General features: G+C 67.8%; 21 protein-coding genes and 1 tRNA gene. 9 read left to right on the top strand and 13 right to left on the bottom strand.

Features of this window, described 5'->3' with window-relative positions:
• Positions 1-114: 114 nt before the first annotated feature.
• The 7 genes from HMPREF9336_RS04645 to HMPREF9336_RS04615 form a co-directional block, all read right to left on the bottom strand.
• Positions 115-984 (bottom strand): hypothetical protein, encoded by an 870-nt coding sequence (locus HMPREF9336_RS04645; RefSeq protein WP_007469495.1) that lies wholly within the window; start codon positions 982-984, stop codon positions 115-117.
• Between the two features lie 3 nt (positions 985-987).
• Entirely contained in the window at positions 988-1,455 is a 468-nt protein-coding gene (locus tag HMPREF9336_RS04640) for a hypothetical protein (RefSeq protein WP_007469493.1), read from the bottom strand.
• Between the two features lie 21 nt (positions 1,456-1,476).
• The gene (locus HMPREF9336_RS04635) at positions 1,477-2,454 is read right to left on the bottom strand and encodes a hypothetical protein (RefSeq protein WP_211235440.1); all 978 of its coding nucleotides are present in this window, start codon (positions 2,452-2,454) and stop codon (positions 1,477-1,479) included.
• A gap of 1,274 nt (positions 2,455-3,728) precedes the next feature.
• The gene (locus HMPREF9336_RS18320) at positions 3,729-4,298 is read right to left on the bottom strand and encodes a hypothetical protein (RefSeq protein WP_156920293.1); all 570 of its coding nucleotides are present in this window, start codon (positions 4,296-4,298) and stop codon (positions 3,729-3,731) included.
• Positions 4,295-4,681 (bottom strand): hypothetical protein, encoded by a 387-nt coding sequence (locus HMPREF9336_RS04625; RefSeq protein WP_007469487.1) that lies wholly within the window; start codon positions 4,679-4,681, stop codon positions 4,295-4,297. Before HMPREF9336_RS04625 ends, HMPREF9336_RS18320 begins: the two co-directional genes overlap by 4 nt.
• 106 nt (positions 4,682-4,787) lie before the next feature.
• A complete protein-coding gene (locus HMPREF9336_RS04620; protein ID WP_021030108.1) occupies positions 4,788-5,630 on the bottom strand; it encodes a hypothetical protein in 843 nt (280 codons plus the stop codon).
• Complete coding sequence (locus HMPREF9336_RS04615) at positions 5,627-5,809, bottom strand: hypothetical protein (RefSeq protein WP_007469482.1); 183 nt, start codon at positions 5,807-5,809, stop codon at positions 5,627-5,629. Before HMPREF9336_RS04615 ends, HMPREF9336_RS04620 begins: the two co-directional genes overlap by 4 nt.
• Positions 5,810-6,006: 197 nt before the next feature.
• Between HMPREF9336_RS04615 and HMPREF9336_RS04610 the strand changes: the two genes are divergently transcribed.
• A complete protein-coding gene (locus tag HMPREF9336_RS04610) occupies positions 6,007-6,975 on the top strand; it encodes a hypothetical protein (RefSeq protein WP_007469480.1) in 969 nt (322 codons plus the stop codon).
• Here the strand turns inward: HMPREF9336_RS04610 and HMPREF9336_RS18315 are convergent.
• Positions 6,972-7,142 (bottom strand): hypothetical protein, encoded by a 171-nt coding sequence (locus tag HMPREF9336_RS18315; protein WP_021030107.1) that lies wholly within the window; start codon positions 7,140-7,142, stop codon positions 6,972-6,974. The two genes, HMPREF9336_RS04610 and HMPREF9336_RS18315, sit on opposite strands and share 4 nt — an antisense overlap.
• Before the next feature lie 307 nt (positions 7,143-7,449).
• On the opposite strand from HMPREF9336_RS18315, the gene HMPREF9336_RS04600 reads away from it, so the two are divergent.
• Positions 7,450-7,785 carry an Arm DNA-binding domain-containing protein gene (locus tag HMPREF9336_RS04600; RefSeq protein ID WP_007469477.1) on the top strand — a complete coding sequence of 112 codons (336 nt, stop codon included), beginning with the start codon at positions 7,450-7,452 and terminating at the stop codon, positions 7,783-7,785.
• Between the two features lies 1 nt (position 7,786).
• Complete coding sequence (locus HMPREF9336_RS17805; protein WP_084206616.1) at positions 7,787-8,206, top strand: tyrosine-type recombinase/integrase; 420 nt, start codon at positions 7,787-7,789, stop codon at positions 8,204-8,206.
• Positions 8,207-8,248: 42 nt separating this feature from the next.
• Here the strand turns inward: HMPREF9336_RS17805 and HMPREF9336_RS04590 are convergent.
• Positions 8,249-8,324 (bottom strand) — tRNA-His (locus HMPREF9336_RS04590).
• A gap of 153 nt (positions 8,325-8,477) precedes the next feature.
• On the opposite strand from HMPREF9336_RS04590, the gene HMPREF9336_RS04585 reads away from it, so the two are divergent.
• Entirely contained in the window at positions 8,478-8,990 is a 513-nt protein-coding gene (locus tag HMPREF9336_RS04585) for a redoxin family protein (RefSeq protein WP_007469473.1), read from the top strand.
• A gap of 25 nt (positions 8,991-9,015) precedes the next feature.
• On the opposite strand, the gene HMPREF9336_RS04580 is transcribed toward HMPREF9336_RS04585, so the two are convergent.
• Both HMPREF9336_RS04580 and HMPREF9336_RS04575 read right to left on the bottom strand, forming a co-directional pair.
• Complete coding sequence (locus tag HMPREF9336_RS04580; RefSeq protein WP_021030105.1) at positions 9,016-10,209, bottom strand: hypothetical protein; 1,194 nt, start codon at positions 10,207-10,209, stop codon at positions 9,016-9,018.
• 30 nt (positions 10,210-10,239) lie between these two features.
• Positions 10,240-11,754, bottom strand: coding sequence for an APC family permease (locus HMPREF9336_RS04575; RefSeq protein WP_007469469.1), 1,515 nt, complete (start codon positions 11,752-11,754; stop codon positions 10,240-10,242).
• A 153-nt stretch (positions 11,755-11,907) separates the two neighbouring features.
• On the opposite strand from HMPREF9336_RS04575, the gene HMPREF9336_RS04570 reads away from it, so the two are divergent.
• Complete coding sequence (locus HMPREF9336_RS04570; protein WP_007469467.1) at positions 11,908-13,458, top strand: succinic semialdehyde dehydrogenase; 1,551 nt, start codon at positions 11,908-11,910, stop codon at positions 13,456-13,458.
• Between the two features lie 12 nt (positions 13,459-13,470).
• On the opposite strand, the gene HMPREF9336_RS04565 is transcribed toward HMPREF9336_RS04570, so the two are convergent.
• A complete protein-coding gene (locus HMPREF9336_RS04565) occupies positions 13,471-14,265 on the bottom strand; it encodes a CPBP family intramembrane glutamic endopeptidase (RefSeq protein WP_007469465.1) in 795 nt (264 codons plus the stop codon).
• Positions 14,266-14,310: 45 nt separating this feature from the next.
• Here HMPREF9336_RS04565 and HMPREF9336_RS04560 point away from each other — a divergent pair, with 45 nt between their 5' ends.
• Entirely contained in the window at positions 14,311-15,360 is a 1,050-nt protein-coding gene (locus HMPREF9336_RS04560; RefSeq protein WP_007469463.1) for a crotonase/enoyl-CoA hydratase family protein, read from the top strand.
• Positions 15,357-16,295: a prephenate dehydratase gene (pheA, locus tag HMPREF9336_RS04555; RefSeq protein ID WP_021030104.1), complete on the top strand. Its 939-nt coding sequence runs from the start codon at positions 15,357-15,359 to the stop codon at positions 16,293-16,295. Before HMPREF9336_RS04560 ends, pheA begins: the two co-directional genes overlap by 4 nt.
• Positions 16,296-16,406: 111 nt before the next feature.
• On the opposite strand, the gene HMPREF9336_RS17395 is transcribed toward pheA, so the two are convergent.
• Positions 16,407-18,044 (bottom strand): hypothetical protein, encoded by a 1,638-nt coding sequence (locus HMPREF9336_RS17395; protein ID WP_156920292.1) that lies wholly within the window; start codon positions 18,042-18,044, stop codon positions 16,407-16,409.
• Positions 18,045-18,096: 52 nt separating this feature from the next.
• Between HMPREF9336_RS17395 and HMPREF9336_RS17390 the strand changes: the two genes are divergently transcribed.
• Together HMPREF9336_RS17390 and HMPREF9336_RS04540 are read left to right on the top strand one after the other, a co-directional pair.
• The gene (locus tag HMPREF9336_RS17390) at positions 18,097-18,744 is read left to right on the top strand and encodes a hypothetical protein (RefSeq protein ID WP_021030102.1); all 648 of its coding nucleotides are present in this window, start codon (positions 18,097-18,099) and stop codon (positions 18,742-18,744) included.
• Between the two features lie 191 nt (positions 18,745-18,935).
• Complete coding sequence (locus HMPREF9336_RS04540; protein WP_007469455.1) at positions 18,936-19,652, top strand: LpqN/LpqT family lipoprotein; 717 nt, start codon at positions 18,936-18,938, stop codon at positions 19,650-19,652.
• Positions 19,653-19,654 lie beyond the last annotated feature (2 nt).

Genomic DNA, 19,654 nt, shown 5'->3' with positions numbered 1-19,654 from the left:
GCTGCGGGCGCAGCCTTCGTCTAAGTCAGACGCGCCGCAACACCGTTCAGTTCCCTTCATCATAAACATGGCCGTTATCCGTCAGCTCCCGCGTGACGGGATCTCGCCTTGAACTTATCCGCCGGGCGCGTCTGTGAGCCAGATCCTGCTGTGCCGGTGCTCCTCGATCTGGTCGAGCAACCACGGGGCGAACCCGCCCATGGCGTACTCGAAGGAGAGCAGCATCCAGTTCAAGTACTGGTACCAAGACTCCACTAGCTCCGCACAGCACCCCAAGGGCAGGCCGGTGTGCTCAACCTGCCAGCACCGCGCGATCTTGAAGACTTCATGCACGCGCTCGCGCATGCCCCTGGTCGCGCCCGGCTCCCCGACGTCGACGAGCGCGAGGCGCGCGTGGTAGTCGTTGAACAGGTAGCGCTTGCCCTCCGGGTCCTCCTCAGGACCAGGCTCGCGCCACACACCACTCGATTCGGGCCACGGCCCCGGCCCGCCCCACACAGGCAGCCCGATCTGCTCGGGAGTCTCCTCGCGGCAGAACCACGCGGCCTCCCCAAACGCAGTCCACGCCTCCTCGCTCCCAGCCCACTCCCGGACTGCGGCCATGTAGCGCCCGGCCTCGCTGACGGCCTCTTCGGCGTGGACCCAGGCCGCGAGCGCGAGACGGTCCCAACAGCCCTCCAAGGCGCGGCGCACGGTCCGCACGAGCGGGTGCGCGCCGAAATCCCGCTCGTCGCGGATCGCCAGCATCTCCCGGTGCGCGGGGATCCAGCCCTCGCGCGGCTCGCGGCACTTGTGGCCGTTCACCCGGCAATACTCACAGCCCATGTTCGACAACGCGAACTCGAAACCGATCAGCTCGTGCGCGCACGCCCGCGCGCGGATCTCCGCCACCACATCCGCGACCGAGCCGAGGAAGTCCTCAACACGGACCTGCGCCAGGGCTGCGTGCTCCAAACGGGCCTCGCGCGCGTCCCCGGCCGCCATCTCTCACGCGCCTTTGCCCGCGAGCAGCCCGGAGACCTCTTCCGCGCCCGCGCCCGAGTTGCGCAGCAAAAGCACCACGTCCAGCAACCGGTCCTCGTGCTCCGCCGTGTACAGGCTCGCGAACGCCCGTAGCAACGCTGCCCGCCGCGCGGAGGCGGCCACCTCGCTCGCCGCAGGCTCCCAGCCCTCCACCTTCACCCAGCCCGCGTGCGCCGCCCGCATAGCAGCCGCGTCGCGCTCCTCGGCCTCGACCGCCGCCCACGCGGCGCCGACCAGCTCCGCGTCCGGCTCCTGATTGTTGTTCGCCAAACCGTAGAGCGTGGAGAAGACCCTGTCGTCGTCCGTCGAGAAGTTGCTGCTCGCCAGCTGCGGCCTCAACAGCGCGTACCCCACCTCGCGGTAACGGTCCCGCGCCACACCCGCAGCCCGCTCCGCCAGCTCCGGGTCCATCGCGCGCAACGGATGCGCCATATCGCTCTCCTCCCCGCCCGGCTAGAAGCTCAGGCTCTCGTCCACGGTGCCGTCCGCGTTGCGCCGCCGCGCCAAACGGTCCTCCACGTACTCCTTCGCAGTGGGCGAGCGCCCCAGCTCCCGCCTGTAATGCTCGTACGACGCGAGGTCTTTCCCCTTCAAGCCCTCCCCGCCGAACGGCTCGTCCGGTCGAGCCCCGGCAGGCACCCCGAACTTCTCGCCCCTCGCGTCGAACGCGGCCTGCTCCTCGCGCTCGGCCCGAGACCCCGCAGCCCCCACCCTATCGACACCGGACACGAGCGCGTCCTCCGCGTCCGCGCTCTCAAGCGTGTAGCCGCCCCGGCCCGGCCAATAAGCCTCCACCCCCAGCTGCGCCAAACCCAGCACGGCGGTCTCCCCCGGATCCGCGAGGAACCCCACCGCCACTGGCCGCCAACTCGTCGCGTGCGCCTCGTACGACTCCAACCGCCACTTCACCAAATACAAGGCCAGCTTCCCCGCGTCCGCCTCCGCGTCCGACGCCACCGACGCCGCGGAACGGTCCAAAACCCGCACCCCGTCAGGCACCTCGAACCCCGGACGCAACAACCCGTTCGCCTCCGTGCTCGTCACCTCCGACGCAACCGGCCGGAACACCCCCACGTCCGGGTTCGGCGCCACCGAATAATCCTCCGACACCAGCAACAAGAACGAAGCCCCCGAGTACGCGAGATCAGGCAACGGCAACCGCCGGAACACGTACGTCTTCTCGTCCAAGCCCTTGCGCGCCGCCCCCGACAACGTCCCCCCGCCGACCAGCACCTGCGCGTCCTGCTCCCCCAACACCGGAGAACGCGCCGACAAACGATCCGGCAACGCCTCCCACGCGGACGCAGCCGCCTGCGTCCGCGTCGTCAAAGCACTCAACGACGGCCCATGCAAACCCGACACCACGCCCGTCCCCAGCACCTGCGCATTCGCCGCCGCCCGATCAGCATGCGCCCCAGCCCCCGCCGCCATGTCCCCACGCATCGCCTCACGCACCCCAACCGCCGAAGCCGACTGCGTCCTCGTCTCGCCCCCCACAGCCCCAGCCCCAGCCGAACCGCCACGGCTCAAACCAGAGCCCCGCGACTCGCCAGAACCAGACGACGAAGAAGAACCAGACGACTTCTCCACCGCACCCGCGCCCTGCGCCCCCGTCCGAGGAGCCTCCCCACCAGAACCGCCGCCGATACCGCCGATCCGAGGAGCCTGCCCAGCCCCACCACCAGCCGGGCCACCGCCAAGACCACCGATCGACGGAGAAGCCCCCACACCCCCACCACTAGAAGCCGGGGCCGCCTGCGGCGCAGCCGCAGGCGCCGCGTGCTCAGCCAAAGCCCCCGCAGCAGACTGTAAGCCAGTGGACGCGCCACCAGCAGGAACGCCCACACTGCCGCTCTTCCCGCTAGCCAACCCTTGACTCTGGCTGCTACCCGTTGGCAGGTTACTTGTGGAAGAGGCAGGAGCAATTCCACTAGTTCCTTGCTGCGTTTCCGCTCTCTGCGGGCCAGCCGTGGCCTGCTGCAGATTAGTGCGTGCTGGCCCACCCGTTCCTTGCTGCGTTTCCCCTCTCTGCGGGCCAGCCGTGGCCTGCTGCAGATTAGTGCGTGCTGGCCCACCCGTTCCTTGCTGATAATTGACTCCGCTATCAGAGCCGCCTATGCCTTGGCTGTAGTCGACCTTGTTTCGGATTTCGTACTGAGGGACCTGCGGTAAGGCTTGGTTCTTCCCAGCGTAATCTTGTTGTTTCTGTTTCGCGCCGGACGCGAGCTGATCGAAGACCTGCTGGTTCATGACCGGCAAGAGCGCGCCGCTCCCGTAGATGCTGGTCGAGAGGAGCTGGTTCTGCTGGATCTGCGCCGCTGCGACGTGCGCGAGCGCGCTGATCTGGTCTTTCGCGTGGTCGGTGTTGTCGGGAGCTGCGGACATGACTTGGTCGTTCGCTTCCGCGATGCTCTCGAAATCCGAGATGTCCTTGTTGAACCCGTCACGCCGTTCAATGACCGCGTCGTACGTGTCCGATGCCGGTTTGCTCGGGTCGGCCCAATAACCACCCCCAAGCTGCCCGTACCCGCTCCCGACAAGGGCCGCGCCCTCTTTGCCCTTCGCCCAAGCAGCCTTGTACCTTTCGTAAGCCGCGCGCATACCCGTCGCGTCCGCCTTCGGCCACACCGGCTGCACATACGGCCACAACTCCGGCACCGGAAAATCCTGATCCGCCATACCGCCTCCTAGCTCTAACTTACGTACTATGAAATCTTGCAGGCGGTTTCTAAAGCATCTCTAGCATTTCCAAAATGGCTGGCAGAAGAGTTCAATTCCTCTTTTGTTCCATTTCCAGTAATTGAGTCCGAAAAGTCTTTCGATGCCTGTATATACTCTTTTACGGGATCGCCAACATTTGACGGCGCATTAGGTGCCACTATCCCCTCTATCAGCGGAATATCTTTCCCTTGCGCATCCTCAACCCTTTTTACCGCAGCTTCTACTTTTGGATCACTTGGGTCGAAAGAAACACCTTGGACCAGCTTCCAGTAGCTATCAAAAGCATTTTGGAGGTCTCTTGTCTTGCGACGGACTTCGCGACAGAGTTCTTTGGGGTCCGAGAGGGGCACCACTACGGGTTTCGCGGGACTGGTCGAAGCGCTGGAGCTAGTGGTGGCGGGTTGTTGGATGATGGTGGTGGTTCCGCCGCTGCCGGAGCCTCGGTCACATCCGGCGAGGGCGAGCGCGGCCATCGCTGTTGCGGCGATCACCGCTCGTGTGCTGCTCGGGGCCATGTTGTTCGCTCCTTGGTTCTTCTTGTCGCCCAGGGTCACTTCCCGTCTCCTTCGAGAACAGGCGCGGCGTTGGTGCTTGTCGCGGGGATGCTGGCGAGGGGGATTTCGCCTTGGATTTGGTCGATGGACTTGTGGGATTGCTCTTCGACCTGCTGGTAGGTTTTCGCGGACTCTTCGGCGGTCGCCGCGTCGTTGGACGCGCCGAGCTGGGTAGAGCCCGCTTGCTCGCTGGTGGCGGTCGCGCCTTTGTCGGCGCGGGTCTTCAAACCGCCGTCGATTCCGTCGTCCCCGGCGGCGTTGTAGAAGTCGTCCAGCGCGGCGGCCATGTCGGCGACCGCGTTGTTGTACTGCTCGATCCCGCTGTGGATCATCGCCTTGCCGACGTTGATCAGCTCGGTGTTCACGTTCGTGTGGCCCGTCATCGGTGTCCTCCGTTCCGCGAGACCACGCGTTCTACGCCCTGCCGCGTGATCACGCCGTCGATTCTATACCGCCGCGCTGTGGGCCGCTCGACGCTCAGCCCCGCGGTCAACAGATCGGGCCTTGCGCCCAGCCGAACTCCTCGGGCACGTCGAGGGCCAGCGCGGCGCGGAGTTCCTCGTGCGCTTTGCGGGCGGCTTTGACGACCCGGTCCTCGTACTGCTTCGCCGTGCACGAGGCCAGCGCGTTACCCGCCACGTCGAGCGCCACAATGCCGCCGAGGGCGATCTGCACGGCGACGGTCGGGCTCGTGTCGTGGTCGCCCGCCGCGACCGTCGCGCCCTTCGAGAACTCGCCCAGACGGCGGGACTGCTCCGCGCGCCACGCCATCGCGCGCTCGCTGATCGGCCCGACCTTCTTGCCCACGGGCGTGGCGAGGATCTTCGCCGGATCGGTCTCCACCGGCATGTGGTGCTCGCGCCCGAACCCGGCCTTCTCGTCGCGCTCGCGCCGCTCGGCCTCTGTGGGGGGTTTCGGCAGGCGCGAGTAGTAGTCGCGCTGGAAGTCGATGAAGGAGTGGTCCCAGTCGATCTCCCCGGCCTCGGCCGCTCGCTCGAACGCCGCAGCCGCGTCGGGCCTCTTCTCGGGCTTGGTCAGGCTCGCGTGCTTTTTGTCCAGCGCCGCCGACTCGGCCTTGTGGATCGCCTCCAACGTCGCCGCGCGCAACGCCTCGCGCCCTATCAGCTGCCCGCTCTGATCGCGTAGCGTCTGATAGAACGCCCACGCCCCCTCCACCAGCTGGACCCGCGTGACCTGGCAGTCCGCAACCCTCGCCCACACGACGAGCTTGCCGTCGCCAGAACGCCCCTCGGCCTCAGCCTCCTTCAACTTCTCGAACACAGCAGCCGCGTCGTGCGGCTCTAAAGGCTCGCTCGCCCCCGGCCCGCTCATGCCCGCCCGTCTTCCGCGCGCCGTAGCGGGGCGGGCTCGCCCTCATGCGCCGCGAGAAGCCCTGCGTGCTCGCGGGCCTGTTCGAGCAGCGCGAGCACGTCGTCGGCCGCCGTTTGGAAGTCCGCACGCGCACGCTCGGACTGCGCGCGCAGCCCGCCGTCCTTGTCTGGCTCTCCCATCGCGGCTCTCTCCCATGCGTCTCGTCCTGGCAGTGTGATCGTAAACCGCGCCTCGCCTGGCCGCAAACCCCCTTGGCGGTTCGTGCGCACAAGCCGCCTTGGGCCGGAGCACCCGCCCCGGAACCGCTCGGGGCAAGTCGGGCCGGGCGAGGCGTGAGCCCGGATTCCGGCCACGAGGACAGCTACACTCCCCGAGCATGCCGAAGCAGCACCCGCCGCACGTCCGGGCGCGCGCGTTGTTCCTCATCGGCAGACAAGGCCTCACCGCCGAAGCCGCCGCGCGCGAGATCGGCGTGAACACGCAGACCGTGCGGGCCTGGTGGCACGACCACCGCACGGCGCACGGCATCGCGCCCGCCGTGCGCCGCCACTCTCCGGAGGTCAAACAGGCCGCGCTGCGCCTGGTCGTCCACGACGGGCTCGCCCCCGCAGACGCCGCGAAAGCCCTCGGGATCAAAGCGGGGATCGTCAGCCACTGGGCCAACGAGCACCGCAAAGCCCAATGCCTGCCCCCGCCCGAGCAAGGCCACCCCGAACACGTCCGCCGCGAAGCCCTCCGGCTCGTCTTCGAGCACGGGCGCAGCAGCGCCCAGGCCGCCCGCGAAGTCGGCGTGCCCACCCAGACCGTCGCGCACTGGGCCAACGAGCACCGGAAAACCCATGGCCTGCCCCCGGCGAAAGCCCGCCACCCCGAGCACGCCCGGCGCGAGGCCGTCCGCCTGGTCCTAGAGAACGGCCTCACCTGCGCCCGAGCGGCAGAGCGGGTCGGGGCTTCCGAAACCAGCGTCGGGCTCTGGGCCAAAGAGCACCGCGCCCTGCACAGCATCCCGCCCACGCGCAGAGGCCACCCCGAGCACGTCCATCGCGAGGCCGTCCGCCTGGTCCTAGAGGACGGGCTCTCCCGAGCGCAAGCCGCCAAACAGACCGGCGCCCACACGGGCACGGTCGAGCGCTGGGTCCAACTAAGCCTTCGCGAGCTCCACCGCGACCCCGGCCAGCTCCAAGCCCTCGCCGCACGCCTGGCCGTCCACCGCAACCAGCCCCTCCCCGACATCGCCAAACGGCTCCGCATCCCCCTCGGCGACCTCGCCCGCTGGCTCTCTGACGACCACCGCGCAAAACGCGGCAAACGCCACGCCGCCCTGCGCGCGAAGGAGGGGGCCTAGCCCGCCGGAACGCCTCGCCGCCCCGAGCCGCGGCCCTCGCCCCCTCCCGTCTCCTTCGGCAGCAGGTCCCGCTCGCCCACCCCGAGCCAGACCGACACCGCCTCCACCTCGTCCAAATCCCACGAGCGGCGGTCGTTGACCAGATCCGACGCCGGGCGAAGGCTCACCCCAGCGCGTCCGCCAAATCCCGGCGCCCCAACCGCAGCCGCGCCATATGCGCCCGCACCTCGCCGGTCAAGTACCGGTTCGTCTCGCCCATGCGCCAGACCATAACCCCAGCTCGCGAGCAGAGTCAAGGCACGGCGGCGAGGTTCCGGCCAGGCATTTTCAACGCCGCCCTCCACAAGCGCGCCCACGCCTTGAAGTCGAACTATTGTTCGGTTACGGTTCGAGCCCGACCACCTGACGACAACGCCCCGGACCAAGGCGGACCAGGGCGAACGGCGGTCGGACGAACCGAAAGAGAGGAACGCGATGGCGCGGCAACAACTGCCCCCGCAGATCAAGAAGACCACCGTCAAGAACCGCAAGACCAGCAAAGACGAGACCCGCTACGAGGTCACCGTCGAGACCGGAGTCAACCCGCGCACCGGGCGCAGGTCCCAGTCCAAACGGCGCTTCACGAACGAGAAGGACGCCCGCCAGCACCTCGCCGACACGCAGAGCAAGGTCGCCCAAGGCATCTACGTCCACAAGAACGAGCTGACCTTCGAGCAGGCCTGCGACGACTTCCTGAACGGGATGCACGGATTGAAGGAGTCCACGCTCGCCGGGTACCGCTTCGACCTCCAGGTGCCGCGCCACCCCTGAACTGCTCGCGCAGCTCAAAGCCGCCAAAGCGCGGCAGGCCGCCGAGAAGCTCGCGCACGGCGAGGGCTACAACGACGGCGGCTGGGTCGCCTGCGACGAGCGCGGCAACCCCTACCTCCCCGACACCCTCACCCGGAAATTCCGGCAACGCCAGACCAAGGCGGGCGTCAAGAAGATCATCCGGCTCCACGACGCCCGGCACACCTGCGCGACCAACATGCACATGCACGGCGTCAAAACGGCCGACATCACCGCATGGCTCGGCCACGCCAACCCGTACGTGACGATGAAGATCTACACCCACACCACCGAGGGCGCGGCCGAGAGGGTTGCGGAGAGTTACGGGAAGGTTGTGACATTCCGTGACAACGAGCCCCTCACGCGGCCCCGCCCGGCCTCCGGCGAGAGGAAAGCCGGATGACCGCCGCAGCAGGTGAGAGCATGTTTCCGGCGGCATCCCCTTTGGGGCGAACGACGGGACTTGAACCCGCGACCACCTGAACCACAATCAGGTGCTCTACCAACTGAGCTACGCCCGCCATCTGCCACGTCTACGACGTGAGCCAGGACAGCATACTAGGCGCGGGCCGAACCTGCAATTTGATTGCCGTAAAGCATTGCGCGTGATCTATTCTGCGATACGATGAATGAGCGCGGCCGTCAATGACGACGGCCCTCTCCAGGAGGTTGCCATGCGACGTACCCCCAGTCTCCCAATCGCACGGTGGATCCGGCCCCTCATCGCCGCAGTCGTGATCGTCGCCGGTTTCGCCGCCGGGCCCGGCCTGGCCCGCGCCGACACCCCCGATCAGCTCCAATTCACCGGCACCACGCTGGACGGGAAGAACATCGACGGGGCGAGCTACGCGGGCAAGCCAGCCGTGTTCTGGTTCTGGACGCCGTGGTGCCCCTTCTGCAACCAGGAGGGCTCGTTCGTCGGGAAGGTGGCCTCGGAGCATCCGGGCGTGCCGTTCGTCGGCGTGGCCTCGCGCAGCGATCCTGGCGCGATGAAGGATTTCGCGAACAAGTACGGCCTCGGCTTCCCGCAGATCAACGACACCAGCGGCGAGATCTGGGCGAGGTTCGGCGTGACGTGGCAGCCCGCGTTCGCCTTCGTCTCCTCGAACGGCGATGTGGACATGGTGAAATTCGGCGACCTCTTGAACGAGGACCAGCTCGCCGAACGGGTGAGCTCGCTGCGCTAAAAGCGCAGGATCGCTCGCCTCGGCATCAGACCTCTCCCCACGGGGTGACGATGGGGTCCGCGCCCTGCTTGGGCTCCGGCAGCCCGTCGAGGAGGCAGTCGAGCAGCTCTTTGTAGTCCGCGTGCAGGAGCTGGCTCATCAACGTCGCCTCGAGCGGGTGGACCACGGCGTGGCGGTCCGGGTCTTTCTTGTCGGCGACCCGCACCGCGTGCGGGCCCGATTCCTCGACCGTCGTCTGCGGGTGCTGGCCTTTCGCGTACCAGCCGTCGAGCACGCTCGGCTGCTCCAGGCTGGCGCGCAGCCGGTCGCCGTAGTGGACGAGGCAGTATTTGCCCGCGACGTCGAACCCGGAGAACGCAGGGCCCGGCAGCAGCTCATTGTTCACCTTGCGCAGCAGAAGCAGGCTCTTCTCGTGGACTCGGAGCAATTCGGGGATGCTGGGGCTGTTGAACACCACCGTGCCCACCGGGCCGACGCCGGCGCGGACGAACCCGGAGCCTCCGCCGCGCTGCTGCGCGGCGGAGAGCACGGCCCCCATGGAGCCGAGGAACTCGCCGAGGTCGCGCATGAGCGCTGCGGAGTCCGGGTGGCCGAGCGGTTCGGACTCCTCTTTTTTGTCTTTGTCCTTTTTGGCTTTCTCATCCCCGGCATGCCGGTGCTCGATTATTTTCGGCAACGGGCCGAAGGCCTGCAGCTGCTCTTCGGTGAATTTCCGGGCGACCGTTTCCCAGATCTCTTTGTAGCTCGCGGCCATGATGTGCGCGACCTCGGCATTCGTGTCCTGGTCGTCCGGATCGATCGGGTACGTGATGTACGGAGCGCTTTTGACGTAAAGCTGCTGGACCCTTTTGTTGTTGGGCCCCGTCTTGTCGTTGGATATTCCGACGTCCGAAGACGGCGGACGGTGGATCCACTGCTGGTAATGCTCGTAGCCGTCTTCCTCGTCGAGCATGCCGCTAAGCAAGTCGAACCAGACGCATTTCCCCGCGAGCGGGAAAGCGGAGAAACTCCGGGCGATCTCGTCCGATCCTTCCTCGGTCCACACTTCGTCGACCGTGTCTCCGGTGACCAGCGTGAGTTTGACGTCGCCGCTGGTGAACCCGACCCCTCCGGTCCAGTCGACCGCAGGGGCGCCAGCGCCTCGAGCGGCCATGCTGAAGTAGGCGATGAACTCGCCGATATCCTTCAGCAGGGCGTCCACATCGTCGCAGGGGAGCATTCGGCTCATCCTATAGGAAGATCATGAAGCCTATGTCGCTGACGCGGATTCTTGCTCAGCGAGCACCGCGTGATGCCTGGCGTAGGCGAAATACACGACGACGGCGATCGTCATCCAGACGCCGAACATGCTGTAGGTCAGCCAGCCGTGCGGGGAATCCGCCAACGTGTACATCAAATAGAGGCACGCGCCGATGGAGGCGAACGGCAGCACGGGATAGAACGGGACCTGGAAGCTGTCCGGCTCGCCCTGCCCGCGTCGGCGCAGAATGACGACGGTCGCGGAGACGACCGCGAACGCGACCAACGTCCCAAGGCTCACGAAGTCCGCAAGGATGTCGAGGGGCACCAGGCCGGTGAGCACCGCGACGAAGAGGGCGACGACGACTGTGCCGCCGATCGGCGTCCTCGTCCTCGGGCTCACCCTGGAGAACACCTTCGGCACGAGCCCGTCGCTCGACATCGAGTGCAGCACTCGGGTTTGGCCGTAGAGGGTCACGAGGGTGACCGAGAAAATAGAGATCACAGCGGCGGCGGAGAGCAGGGACGAGGTCCAGGTCCAGCCGGTGACCTCGCGCAGGATCGCGGCGAGCGGAGCCGTTTCGTTCTTTGTGAACGCGCCCGAGGGCCGCGCCCCGACCGCTGCGAGCGCGACCAGCAGATAAATGCCCGTGACGATCACCAGCGCCAAAAGCAGCGCCTTCGGCAGCGCTTTGCGCGGATTCTCCACTTCCTCCGCCGCCGTGGAGACCGCGTCCATGCCGATGTAGCTGAAGAAGACGAGGCCCGCCGCCGTGCCGATCCCGCTGACGCCGTGCGGGGCGAAGGGGTGCAGGTTCGAGGCGCGGAAGCCGAAGAAGGCGACGAACGCGAAGAACGCGAGGACGGCGAGCTTGATCGTGGTCATGATGGCGTTGGTCCGAGCGGACTCGGAAGTGCCCTTGATCAGCAGCAGCGCGCACAGGAAGACGAGCAGCACGGCGGGGAAGTTCACGCCGTACGCGATGTGGTCGTACACCTGCTGGGCGTTCTCGCCCTCGCCGACCGTCCGGTAGACGGCGTGGGTGGCGAAGGCAGCCCAGTCCGGGATATCGATATGGACGACGTTGGCCAAAAGGTCGTTCAAATAGCCGCTCCATCCCGAAGCCACCGCGGCGGTGGAGACGGAATACTCCAAGAGCAGGCACCAGCCGACCAGGTAGGCGGCGATTTCGCCGAGGCTGGCGTACGTGTAGCTGTAGCTCGACCCCGCGGACGGGATTTTGGAGGAGACCTCCGCGTAGCAGAGGGCGGTGAGCCCCGCCGTGACGCCCGCGATCACGAAGGAGATCAGCACGCCCGGCCCCGCAGCGGGCACCACCTGGGAGAACGTCACGAAAATACCGGTTCCGACCGTGCAGGCGACACCGATGGCCGCGAGCTGCCAGATCGACAGGGTGCGCTTGAGCGTCGCGCCGTCCCCTGCGTGCGGCACCATGATGTCGACCGGCGGCTTAAGTCGGAACATCGTGTCGCTGAGGTTGCCGAAACGCCCGGAAAATGCCATGCGCCTTAGCTAAGCACAGGGAAAAGGTTTCCGCGCGAGACGCGCGGAAACCGACGCGGCGCCTGGCGACGGCTCCCTGGCAGGGGTTTCCCGCCTCCTCGCAACGCGTGGACCGCCCTTGTGCGCTGGCCCACTAAAGACTAGAATCGCGTTATGCCCGTGCCTCCCGCCTCCACTTTCGCCCGCCTTGGCCAGTTGGTCGCCATCGACAAGCCCTCCGAACGGTCCTCGCGCTCCATCGTCGAAGTGTTTACCGGCAAAGAGCTGGCCCAGGTTCCGATCGGGACCGAGGAGGACGTCGAGGCCGCCCTGGCCCGCGCCCGCGCGGCGCAGAAGGAGTGGGCGAAGACTTCGCTGCAATCCCGCGCGGCGATCCTGCGCCGGTTCCAGACGCTCGTGTTCCAGCGGATCGACGAGCTGGCCGACATCGTCCAGGCGGAAACGGGCAAAGCGCGCCCCAGTGCGGTCGAGGAGCTGTTGTTCGTCGCCACGGCGGCGGGCTGGTACTCGGCGAACGGCCCGAAGATCCTCAAGGACAAGCGCGTGCAACCCGCCTTCCCGATCCTGGTGGACGCGCGGGTCCGGCACCTGCCCAAGGGCGTGGTGGGCGTGATCTCGCCGTGGAACTACCCGATGGCGCTGTCCGTGCAGGACGCGAACCCCGCCTGGCTCGCGGGCAACGCCGTGATCATGAAGCCGGACAGCCAGACCCCGTTCTCCACGCTCGCCCTCGCCGAGCTGCTCTACGAGGCGGGCCTGCCCCGCGACGTGCTCCAGACCCTGCCCGGCTCCGGGCAGGTGGTGGGCAACCTGCTCGCCGAGAACGTCGACTACCTCATGTTCACCGGCTCCACCGCCACCGGCAAGACCTTGGCCGAGCTGTGCGGCCGCAGGCTGGTCGGCTTCTCCGGTGAGCTCGGCGGCAAGAACCCCATGATCGTCACCGCGACGGCGAACATCCGCCGCGCCGCGCTCGGAGCCACCCGCGCCTGCTTCTCGAACTCCGGGCAGCTCTGCATCTCCATCGAGCGGATCTACGTGCAGCAGCAGGTGTTCGAGCAGTTCGCGAACGAGTTCGTCGCCCAGACCAGGGCGATGCGCCTCGCCCCTGGCTACGAAGCCGACATCGACATGGGCTCGCTCATCTCCGAGAGCCAGGTCAAGACTGTGGACAACCACGTCACCGACGCGGTCAGCAAAGGCGCGAAGGTGCTCTTCGGCGGCAAGGCGCGGCCCGACCTCGGCCCGTGCTTCTACGAGCCGACCATCCTTTCGGGCGTGACCGAGGACATGACCCTCTACAAGGAGGAGACGTTCGGCCCGGTCGTGAGCCTCTACCCGGTCAAGACGGTGGACGAGGCCATCGAGCGGGCCAACGACACCCGCTACGGCCTCAACGCCAGCGTCTGGGCGGGCACCTGGCGCGAAGGCCAGGAGATCGGCAGCCAGATCTACGCGGGCTCGGTGAACGTCAACGAGGGCTTCGCCGCGTGGGCCTCGCACGAGGCCCCGTGCGGCGGCACGCGCGAGTCCGGGGCCGGTCGGCGCAACGGAGCCGAAGGCCTGCTGAAGTACACCGAGACCCAAGGGCTGGTCACGGAGCGGTTCATCAGCCTCTCCGGCGAGCGCTGGTTCCCTGTCAAACTGCTGCGCGCCCTCCTGCCTCCGCTGCTCAAGTTCCTGCGCATCTTCCCCGGCCGCTAAACCCCGGAAGGCTCACGGCAGCCACGAGACGTGGCCGTGCAGCAGCGGGTAGCCGACGAACGCGACCGAGTCGATGAGAGCGTGCGCCGCGACGAGCGGGGCCAGCCGCCGCCAGCGCAACCAGACCAAGCCGAAGACGAGCCCCATGGCCACGTTGCCCGCTCCTGCGGGCAGCCCCTGGTAGAGGTGGTAGCAGCCGCGTAAGAGCGCGCTCGCGCAGAGCGCGAGCCTCGACGAAACCCCGAGCTGGCGCAGCCGCGTGATGAGATAGCCCACCACCACCACTTCTTCGGCGAGCCCGTTGGCGAAGGCGAGCAGGACGAGTTCCGGCGCACGCCACCACGGGTAGCCTTGCGCCGGCGCGACCGCCGGCGCGAGGCCGAGCTGATGCGCGGCCAGGTAGAGCGCGAGGCCGGGCACGCCGATGAGCGCGGCGAGGCACATCCCCGACCCGAGATCGCGCGCCGCCTGCCGCGCGCCGGTCCAGGACAGTCCGAGCCGTCCGAGGATGCCGCCCTCCCCGTTTCCGCGCCGGTCCTTGGCGAGCAGCACGGCCGCCAGCCCGGCGAAGGCGGCGAGATGCGCCGCGTACACCAGGCCCCGACCGACGTCGAGGGCCGCGACGCGCAAGGCAGGGGCGTTGAGCGTCACCCGGTGCGCGCCGACGCCGCCCGCCGTCAGGCTCATATCCGCCAAGTCGAGGACGGAGGTGAGCGCGCTGGCCCCGAATGTGACCAGCAAGACCACCCCCACCTCGACCAATAACGGTTTTATCGGGGGTCTCTCCGCGTCCTCGGTCTGGCCCATAGCGGGTACCTTACCGCTCCAAGCTGGACTGATAGGATCGCGAGCATGGACGACGCGACGCACAGCGGCCAACGACCGGCGGCATGGCGGGAAGGTTGGACCGAGGGGCCCGACTCTCCGTTCGCCGGTCGCCCCGCGCCCGGCGAGGACGTCGAATACCGGACGCTCACCTACGAGAGGACCGGGCGGATCGCCCGGATCGTGTTCAACCGCCCCGAGCGGGGCAACGCCATCACCCCGGACACCCCGGTGGAACTCGCCCACGCCGTGGAGCGCGCAGACCTCGACCCCGCCGTCCACGTCATCCTCGTCTCCGGCAGGGGCAAGGGCTTCTGCGGCGGCTACGACCTCGACCTCTTCGCGGAGAAAGGCAACGAGGGAGCCGCGGCGGGCGTGGACCGGACCGGGACCGCGCTGGACCCGGCCGCCCAGGCGGTCAACCACAACCCGTGGGGCACGTGGGATCCGATGCTCGACTACGCGATGATGAGCCGGTTCAACCGGGGCTTCGCGAGCCTGTTGCACGCGAACAAGCCAACAGTCGCCAAACTGCACGGCTTCTGCGTCGCGGGCGGCACCGACATCGCCCTGTACGCGGATCAGATCATCTGCGCCGCCGACACGAAGATCGGCTACCCGCCGACGCGGGTCTGGGGCGTTCCCGCTGCGGGCATGTGGGCGCATCGGCTCGGCGACCAGCGCGCCAAACGCCTGCTCTTGACCGGCGACTGCATCAGCGGCAAGCGGGCCGAGGAATGGGGGCTCGCGGTCGAGGCCCCCGAGCCGGACCAGCTGGACGAGCGGACCGAGGAGCTGGTGGGGCGGATCGCCCAAATGCCGATCAACCAGCTCATGATGGTCAAACTCGCGCTCAACAGCGCCCTGCTCGCCCAGGGCACGGCGAACTCGGGCATGATCTCCACCGTCTTCGACGGCGTCTCCCGGCACACCCGCGAGGGCTATGCCTTCCAGTTGCGCGCGATGACGGCGGGGTTCCGCGAGGCCGTCCGCGAGCGCGACGAGCCGTTCGGCGACTATAAACGAGCGCAATTCGCCGACGAAGACGCCTCGGCGCGAGAGCAAGGCCGAGCATGAGGACCGCGTATTTCGGCCCGTCCGGAACGTTCACCGAGGCGGCCCTGCTGGATTTCGTGGAACGAGGGCTCGCCCCAGGGGCCGACCCCCTCTCCCTCGGCAGCCCGCAGGATGTGATCGAAGCCGTGCGGCAGGGTACGGCGCGCTACGGCTGCGTCCCCATCGAGAGCACGGCGGACGGTTCGGTCGCGCCCACCCTCGACGGGCTCGTGGCGGGCTCCCCGGTGCAGATACTCGCCGAAACCCAGCTCTCTGTGAGCTTCTCCGTGATCCTTGCCCCGGACGTCGACCCCGACAAGGTCGCCACGGTCGCCGCGTACCCGGTGGCAGCCGCGCAAGTGCGCTCCTGGCTCGGGGCCCGCTGGCCGAACGCCGTCATCGTCCCGGCGAGTTCGAACTCCGCGGCGGCGCTGGACGCCGCCGAAGGCCGCGCGGACGCCGCCGTCACAACGCCGATCATGGCCCGTCGCCTACAGCTGCGCGAGGCACAGGACGGGGTGGCCGACCACGCCGGGGCCAAGACCCGATTCGTCTTGGTGGGCACACCCCAGGGCCCGTTCCCCCGCACCGGGTCGGATCGGACCGCCGTGGCGCTGCGCCTTGCCCACGCCCCCGGCTCGCTCGCGAACGCGATGAACCACCTCGCGCTGCGCGATCTGGACCTCATCCGTATCGAGTCTCGTCCGACCCGCAATCAACCTGAACCTTATTGGTTCTTCCTCGACTTCGTCGGCCATTTGGACGACCCCGCCGTCGCCGAGGCGCTGAAGTCGCTCCGGCAGCATGCGATCGAGGTTTTCTACCTCGGATCCTGGTCATGTGAGTCTTTCGGCGGCACGCCGGGGCGCCCGATCGGGGTCGCGCCGCAGTCGGACGAGGACGCACGGGCATGGGTCGCCAACTTGCGTTCACCCGTGCTTCACGGAGAAGACTGAATGAATACCGTGAGAGTTCAGCGTTACATCGTTGTGGGCCTCGTTAAGAAACTGTAATATTTCAGACCGTTGGAGCGCGGCCATCGAAGATCGCGACTCTGAACCCTTTGCTTACTCAATACGTTCGCTTTTCCGAATACTAGATTCCCCGAGGAGCCGTGGTGCCCCTGATGCTCTGCGCAGACGCAGCTGTTTGCCCGCACGAACGCTGTATCGCGCGGACCACCGATACATCCGTCTGAACACCCCATACCAGGGCTTTTCGCCCCGGCACTGCTGAATCAACGTCACCGCACCATGCTCAAGGCGGCTGGAAACCCGCCTCTCATCACGAAATTCTGGGAGTATCTCTATGTCTGTTTCGCGCGAAAACTCCGCGTCCGCGCTCACTGCCGCGAAAAACCGCACCGGCCTCATCGGCGGCACCGTCGGCATTCTGTCTGGGATCACCGCCCTGGCCGTCGGCCTCGCCTCGATCACCGAGACCGGCGGCGCGCAAGCCTTCCACACCAACACGGTTCTGCCTTCCAACGCCGCCCTTCCCGTCTTCGGGGGCGACAAAGGCACAGACCAGCGCTCCTTCCGGCTCATCGACGAGCACAGCGGCGGCGGCTCCTCCGGTGGCGGCACCAGCCACTCCGGCGGCTCTAGCTCGGGCGGCGGGTCCAGCTCCGGCGGCTCTAGCTCCGGTGGCTCTAGCTCCGGCGGGTCCAGCTCGGGTGGCTCTAGCTCCGGTGGCTCTAGCTCGGGCGGCGGGTCCAGCTCGGGTGGCTCTAGCTCCGGCGGCTCTAGCTCGGGCGGCGGGTCCAGCTCCGGCGGGTCCAGCTCCGGCGGGTCCAGCTCCGGCGGGTCCAGCTCCGGCAGCGGGTCCAGCTCCGGGTCGTCCTCCAACGGCGGCTCCAGCTCCGGCAGCGGCTCCGGCTCCGGGTCGTCCTCCAACGGCGGCTCCAGCTCCGGCTCCGGCGGCTCCGGCTCCGGGTCGTCCTCGTCTTCCAGCGGTTCCACCTCTGGCGGTGGCGTGAGCGCCGCCGAGCGCGCGGCAGGTGGCACCAGCAGCGGGTCCACCTCTAGCGCGAGCACCGGCGGCACCGGCGCGACCAACGCAGGCACCGCCTCTACCGGCACCACCGGCACAGGCACCGCCTCTACCGGCACCACCGGCACGGGCACCGCCTCTACCGGCACGACCGGCACGACCGGCACCGGCACGACCGGCACGACCGGCACAGGCACCAGCGGCTCTAGCTCCTCCTTGGGCAGCACGAGCGGTGGTGTCAGCGCCGCCGAGCGCGCGGCAGGTGGCACCGGCTCGGCTTCCACCGGCACCGGCACCGGCACCGGCACGACCAACGCGAGCACCGGTACGACCAACGCGAGCACTGGCACCACCGCCAACACCGGCACGACCAGCACCGGCACCAGCAACGCGAGCACCGGCACGACCTCAACCGGCACCACCAACCCCGGCACCAGCAACGCGAGCACCGGCACGACCTCAACCGGCACCACCAACCCCGGCACCAGCAACGCGAGCACCGGTACGACCAGCACGGGCACGGGCACGGGCACCAACAGCACCGGCACGACCAGCACCAGCACCAGCACCGGCACCGGCACCGGCGCGGGCACCACCAGCACGGGCGCGACGAGCGTCGGCTCCGCTTCGACCGCCGCCACGGCAGGCGCCACCGGCGGCGGCTCGACCGCGAGCGCTCCGAGCACCGGCTCGACCGCAAACGCGAGCTCCACGGGCTCGACCGGTTCGGATCCGTTCGGCCTCGGGCAGGCGGTCCACACCACGGTGAACGGCCAAGTCCTCGGCGGCCAGATCGGCCAGACCCTCGGCAACACCCTGAACGCCAGTTATGGCGTGGTCGGGGCGGGCATCGGCGGGGCCATCGGCGGCGCGGTCGGCGGCCTCTACTCCACCATCGGCACCACCATCGCAGGAGCCCAATCCGGCGCGGCGGTCGCAGGACCCCTCGGAGCCATCGCGGGCGGAGCCATCGGCCTCGGCCTCGGCCTCGGCGTCACCGCCGTCGGCACAGCGGTCGGAGTCTACAACGGCATCGTGAATAAGACTCCGATCGGAGCCACCGGCACCATCCTCGGCTCCCCGGCCGGCACCACCAGCGCCTTCGGCCTCGACGCCGCCATCAAATCCACCGCCGCAGCTGGAGTCAACGGCACCCCCCTCGGCACTCAGATCGGCCTCGGCGGCATCGTCTCCATCCCGGCCAACGCCCTCGGCGGAGCCATCAACGGCGCGATCCAAGGAGCCCAAGACGGCGCCGCCGTCGGCTCCGCCGCTGGCAACAGCCTCGGCACCATCGGCGGAGCGCTCGGCGGCATCCTCGGCGGCGGCATCGGCCTGGCCGCAGGCGGAGCCCTCGGCGGATTCAACGCCGCCTACGGCACCAAACTCGGAGCCGACTTCGGCAGCAAATAAGCCCACCAAAAAGAACCAGTTGTGGCCGCGGTCTGGGACTGCGGCCACAACTGGTTCTTTTGGCGAACTTTTCGGCCTATGATCACCAAAGGCCAACCCGCCATCCGCTCAGCCGAAACGTTTCACGGCCTTGCGACCGTTTCCAGCCCCCAACACAAAATAGCCAACCCCTCAACCTCCAAGGAGTGTCCGTGTCCGTCCCTCGCTTCGCCGCCGTCGCCCTCCTCGCCCTCGCGCCCCTCGTCGCCAGCTGCTCGGACGACGCAAAGCCCGCTCCGCCGCCGCCGAAGGCAGCCCCCGTGTCCGACATGGACATCATCAAGTACCTGGACAACCACAGCGTGACGAGGGCCCCGCAAACCGCCGCGGACGATTTCCCGCTCAGCGTCTCCGTCCGGCTCCCGTCTCGCTGGTCCGCGTCCCAGGGCATCCCGAGCCTCTACCTGCTCCTGGAAGACGCGAGGGACACGGACCAGCAGTTCCGGCCGAACGCCGTCATCAGCATCCTCAAACTCACTGGGAACTTCGACCCGAAGCAGGCGGTGCTGCGCGGTTTCGTGGACATCTCCGCCGCGAAGGGCTTCCAGAAGATCCGCGAATCGCTCGACGACTTCGACAAGTTCCCCTCCGCCGTGATCGAAGGCACCTACGTCGAGGACGAGCAGCAGCGGAAAGAGGCCAAAGCGCGGGTGGACGAGCAACAGCGCCAGAGCGGCCAGCAGCCCGATCCCCAGCAACCGGTCGGCGACCTGAAATTGCACGTGCTCAACCGCTATGTGATTGCTGTCTCCGGCGAGGACAAATACCTCGTGCAGCTCCAGATCACCGTCACCGACAAGCAAAGCGCTCAGCTCGCAGACGACATCAAGACCATTGACGAAGGACTCCAACTCAGCTTCAAGAAGTAGTT

The organism is Segniliparus rugosus ATCC BAA-974 (genome assembly GCF_000185725.2).
In the GTDB taxonomy this organism is placed as follows: domain Bacteria; phylum Actinomycetota; class Actinomycetes; order Mycobacteriales; family Mycobacteriaceae; genus Segniliparus; species Segniliparus rugosus.
The sequence above is the reverse complement of the archived record's forward strand: the minus strand, read 5'-3'. Positions and strand labels throughout refer to the sequence as shown.

Bases quoted from the DNA above. Each gene is read 5' to 3' on its own strand.
- HMPREF9336_RS04645 (WP_007469495.1), bottom strand. From the start codon at position 984: ATGGCGGCCGGGGACGCGCGCGAGGCCCGTTTGGAGCACGCAGCCCTG.
- HMPREF9336_RS04640 (WP_007469493.1), bottom strand. From the start codon at position 1,455: ATGGCGCATCCGTTGCGCGCGATGGACCCGGAGCTGGCGGAGCGGGCT.
- HMPREF9336_RS04635 (WP_211235440.1), bottom strand. From the start codon at position 2,454: ATGGCGGCGGGGGCTGGGGCGCATGCTGATCGGGCGGCGGCGAATGCG.
- HMPREF9336_RS04625 (WP_007469487.1), bottom strand. From the start codon at position 4,681: ATGACGGGCCACACGAACGTGAACACCGAGCTGATCAACGTCGGCAAG.
- HMPREF9336_RS04620 (WP_021030108.1), bottom strand. From the start codon at position 5,630: ATGAGCGGGCCGGGGGCGAGCGAGCCTTTAGAGCCGCACGACGCGGCT.
- HMPREF9336_RS04615 (WP_007469482.1), bottom strand. From the start codon at position 5,809: ATGGGAGAGCCAGACAAGGACGGCGGGCTGCGCGCGCAGTCCGAGCGT.
- HMPREF9336_RS04610 (WP_007469480.1), top strand. From the start codon at position 6,007: ATGCCGAAGCAGCACCCGCCGCACGTCCGGGCGCGCGCGTTGTTCCTC.
- HMPREF9336_RS04600 (WP_007469477.1), top strand. From the start codon at position 7,450: ATGGCGCGGCAACAACTGCCCCCGCAGATCAAGAAGACCACCGTCAAG.
- HMPREF9336_RS04585 (WP_007469473.1), top strand. From the start codon at position 8,478: ATGCGACGTACCCCCAGTCTCCCAATCGCACGGTGGATCCGGCCCCTC.
- HMPREF9336_RS04580 (WP_021030105.1), bottom strand. From the start codon at position 10,209: ATGCTCCCCTGCGACGATGTGGACGCCCTGCTGAAGGATATCGGCGAG.
- HMPREF9336_RS04575 (WP_007469469.1), bottom strand. From the start codon at position 11,754: ATGGCATTTTCCGGGCGTTTCGGCAACCTCAGCGACACGATGTTCCGA.
- HMPREF9336_RS04570 (WP_007469467.1), top strand. From the start codon at position 11,908: ATGCCCGTGCCTCCCGCCTCCACTTTCGCCCGCCTTGGCCAGTTGGTC.
- HMPREF9336_RS04565 (WP_007469465.1), bottom strand. From the start codon at position 14,265: ATGGGCCAGACCGAGGACGCGGAGAGACCCCCGATAAAACCGTTATTG.
- HMPREF9336_RS04560 (WP_007469463.1), top strand. From the start codon at position 14,311: ATGGACGACGCGACGCACAGCGGCCAACGACCGGCGGCATGGCGGGAA.
- pheA (WP_021030104.1), top strand. From the start codon at position 15,357: ATGAGGACCGCGTATTTCGGCCCGTCCGGAACGTTCACCGAGGCGGCC.